General features: G+C 70.5%; 3 protein-coding genes and 1 pseudogene. 1 reads left to right on the top strand and 3 read right to left on the bottom strand.

Annotated elements, in window-relative coordinates:
- Positions 1 to 148: 148 nt before the first annotated feature.
- From B7X32_RS20060 to B7X32_RS20050, 3 genes are all read right to left on the bottom strand, one after another.
- Positions 149 to 589 (bottom strand): cupin domain-containing protein, encoded by a 441-nt coding sequence (locus B7X32_RS20060; protein WP_292723805.1) that lies wholly within the window; start codon positions 587 to 589, stop codon positions 149 to 151.
- 179 nt (positions 590 to 768) lie between these two features.
- Positions 769 to 1,587 (bottom strand): PaaX family transcriptional regulator C-terminal domain-containing protein, encoded by an 819-nt coding sequence (locus B7X32_RS20055; protein ID WP_292723802.1) that lies wholly within the window; start codon positions 1,585 to 1,587, stop codon positions 769 to 771.
- A 36-nt stretch (positions 1,588 to 1,623) separates the two neighbouring features.
- Positions 1,624 to 2,094 (bottom strand): Lrp/AsnC family transcriptional regulator, encoded by a 471-nt coding sequence (locus B7X32_RS20050; RefSeq protein ID WP_292723800.1) that lies wholly within the window; start codon positions 2,092 to 2,094, stop codon positions 1,624 to 1,626.
- A gap of 101 nt (positions 2,095 to 2,195) precedes the next feature.
- Here B7X32_RS20050 and B7X32_RS20045 point away from each other — a divergent pair.
- Positions 2,196 to 2,912 (top strand): annotated as a pseudogene (locus B7X32_RS20045) (kynureninase); the annotation flags it as partial.

Here is a 2,912-nt window from a genome sequence, read left to right as displayed (position 1 = left end):
ATCGCGGCCGCGACGCTCTGCGCCACGGTGTCGCCGCCATAGGCCTTCGGCCAAGGGACCGGCTGCGGCTGCGCCGAGAACGCGCGATCGGCGTGCTCCGGCGCGCACTCGGTCAGGGCGATCGCCCGGAGGAACGCCGCGGAACCGCTCATGCGCGGCGGAAGCCCTCGAGGATCGCGTCGTCGACCTCGTCGAGGTTGATCACGATGTTGTCCGGCGTCCGCGTGGTCAGCCACACGAGCTCCTCCGTGGTGGACATGTTGGCCTCGACGTGCGGCATGAACGGCGGCACGAAGACCCAGTCCCCCTCGGACATGTCGAGGTACTCGCGGTAGTCCTCGCCGAAGTAGATGCGGCCCTTGCCGCGCAGCACGTAGCCTCCGGTCTCCGCCTCGCCGTGGTGGTGCGGCAGCGAGCGGTAGCCGGGCTCGTTGGACACCTTGCCGAACCAGATCCTCGTCGCCTCGGTGTGCTGGGGTCCGACCCCGGAGACGCGGATGCAGCCGCCGGAGGACAGCGTCTGGGTGTCCTCCTCGCCGCTGCGGGTGACCTGCGGGACGCGGTCCCAGCGCAGTTCGTTCTCGGTCATGGGAGCTCCTCTGCTCTGTCCGGTGCGCGCGGCCGCCCGCGGCGATGCGGGGTCGGCGGCCTCTCCCCAGAAGTGTCACATGCGTGATTGTCGTCACACAAGTGCAATATCCAAAACTGTCGAACACGACGAAGACCCCGGGGTCGCGCCCTGCGGCGGCCGGGGATCTTCGCGGAGGGTCAGCTCAGGACGGTCGACACGAACCGCTCCGCGGCGGGCTCGAGCCGGTGGTGCAGATCGGAGAACAGCCGCTCCGCCTCGACACCGACCCATCCGTCCGGCAGGTACGACAGCGGGATCCCGGGATCCAGATAGGTGAGGCGCCGCCACTGCGTGATCGCACCGACATGAGCGGCGAAGGCCTCACGATCGCTCAGCTCACGCGTCATCATCGGGGCGAAGCCGTCGACGAACCCGCGGTACAGCGGCTCGAGGGCGGGCAGGTCCCACCAGCGCCCCACAGCCTCCGCGGGATCGTCCCGCGATACCCGCTCGCCGAGGAAGAGCTCGACGTAGCGGTCCAGCTCCGCGCGACGCAGGGCGGTGCGCGTCTCGTCCGCGATCAGCCCCGGCGCGATCCACAGCCCGCCGCTGACCTGGCCGAAGCCGAGCCGCTGCAGGAGCTTGCGCAGCTGGTGGCGGAGCGGGCGCTCCCGCTCGGGGACGCTGAAGGAGGCGAGCAGCCACGGATCCGAGGCCTGCGCGCGCCGCTCCTCGAAGATGCGGCGGTCGCCGGCCGAGAACACCCCCTCGAGGGAATCCGCGAGGCGGTAGGCCGCCGCGCCGCCGGAACGCACGCTGACCAGCACGCCTCGGCGCTTGAGCCGGGAGACCGCCGAGCGCACTCCAGGCGCGTCGGCCCCGAGCGCCGCCAGCATCCGGATCAGGTCCGAGACCTGGATCACTCCCCCGTGCGCCCGCACGTAGCGCCCGAAGACCGTGATGATCAGGTGCTGCAGCCGCGCGGTGGAATCGGCCGACGCAGCGCTCTCACTCATGCGAGGAGCCTACTGACTCACGACGCGATGACCTGCTCACGACGGGATGACCGCCGCCCCTGGATGCTGCTCGAAGATGATCTGGGTCTGGGTCTGACCGAGCGCGGGGACGGATCCGAGGTGCGTGCGCAGGAAGTCCCGCAGGCCCGGAACGCTCTCGCACGCGACGTGGATCACGAGGTCGTGCACGCCGCCGATCAGGTAGACCCGCTGCACGCCGGGGATCGTGCGAAGGCGGGCGGTGATGGCGGGCACCTGGTCGCGGGCGTCCTCCTTGACGGCGACCATGATGAGCGCCTCGACCCCGGCGCCGGCCGCGACCGGGTCGAGCTCCGCGTGATAGCCGCGGATCACGCCGGCCTCCTCGAGCGCGCGCACCCTCCCGTGACAGGTCGAGCGGGGAAGGCCGACGCGCACGGCGAGCTCCTTGTTCGACAGGCGCCCGTCCCTGGTCAGCTCGTCCAGGATCCGCCGATCCGTCGGGGTGAGCCGGATTCCGTCCGCCATCGTGCCTCCTGGAGTGTCATGGATCCGGCGATCCACCGTAGATCATCGGGATTCTCGGATCTCTGTCGGAATCCTAGGCGTTCCTCCGACGATTCGTCATCATGGATCCTGATCCCCGTATCCCGGCCGACCGCGCCGGATCCCTGACCGAGGAGGATGCCATGATGACGGACGCCGCCGCCCAGATCACCCGCGAGCAGTGCGAAGAGGCCGATCGGAACGATCCGCTCGCCGGGCTCCGCGACCGCTTCGCCCTCCCCGAGGGCATCGTCTACCTCGACGGCAACTCGCTCGGCGCACTCCCCGGCGACGCCGTCGCCCGCGCGGCCGACGTGGTGAGCCGGGAGTGGGGCGCCGACCTCATCGGCAGCTGGAACAAGAACCACTGGTTCGCCCTGCCTCTCCGGATCGGCGAGAAGATCGGCCGGCTGATCGGAGGCGGCGCCGGCGAGTGCGTGGCGACTGACACCACCTCGGTGAACGTCTTCAAGGCGGTCTCGGCCGCGATCCGGCTCCAGCAGCAGGACGCCCCCGCACGCCGGGTCATCGTGTCGGAGCGGGAGAACTTCCCCACCGACCTCTACATCGTCGAGGGTCTGATGGCCCTGCTCGACCGTGGCTACTCACTGCGGCTGATCGACGCTCCGGACGACCTCGACGCCGCTCTCGACGAGGACGTCGCCGTCGTGCTGCTCACCCAGGTGAACTACCGCACCGGCCACCTCTGGGACATGGCCGGGGCGACGGGACGGATCCACGCCGCGGGCGCACTGGCCGTCTGGGACCTCTGCCACTCGGTCGGCGCGGTGCCCGTGGCC

Source organism: Microbacterium sp. 13-71-7, from assembly GCF_002257455.1.
Taxonomy (GTDB): Bacteria; Actinomycetota; Actinomycetes; order Actinomycetales; family Microbacteriaceae; genus Microbacterium.
Note: the sequence above shows the minus strand (reverse complement) of the source record. Positions and strands in the feature narration are given on the sequence as shown.

Bases quoted from the DNA above. Each gene is read 5' to 3' on its own strand.
- B7X32_RS20060 (WP_292723805.1), bottom strand. From the start codon at position 589: ATGACCGAGAACGAACTGCGCTGGGACCGCGTCCCGCAGGTCACCCGC.
- B7X32_RS20055 (WP_292723802.1), bottom strand. From the start codon at position 1,587: ATGAGTGAGAGCGCTGCGTCGGCCGATTCCACCGCGCGGCTGCAGCAC.
- B7X32_RS20050 (WP_292723800.1), bottom strand. From the start codon at position 2,094: ATGGCGGACGGAATCCGGCTCACCCCGACGGATCGGCGGATCCTGGAC.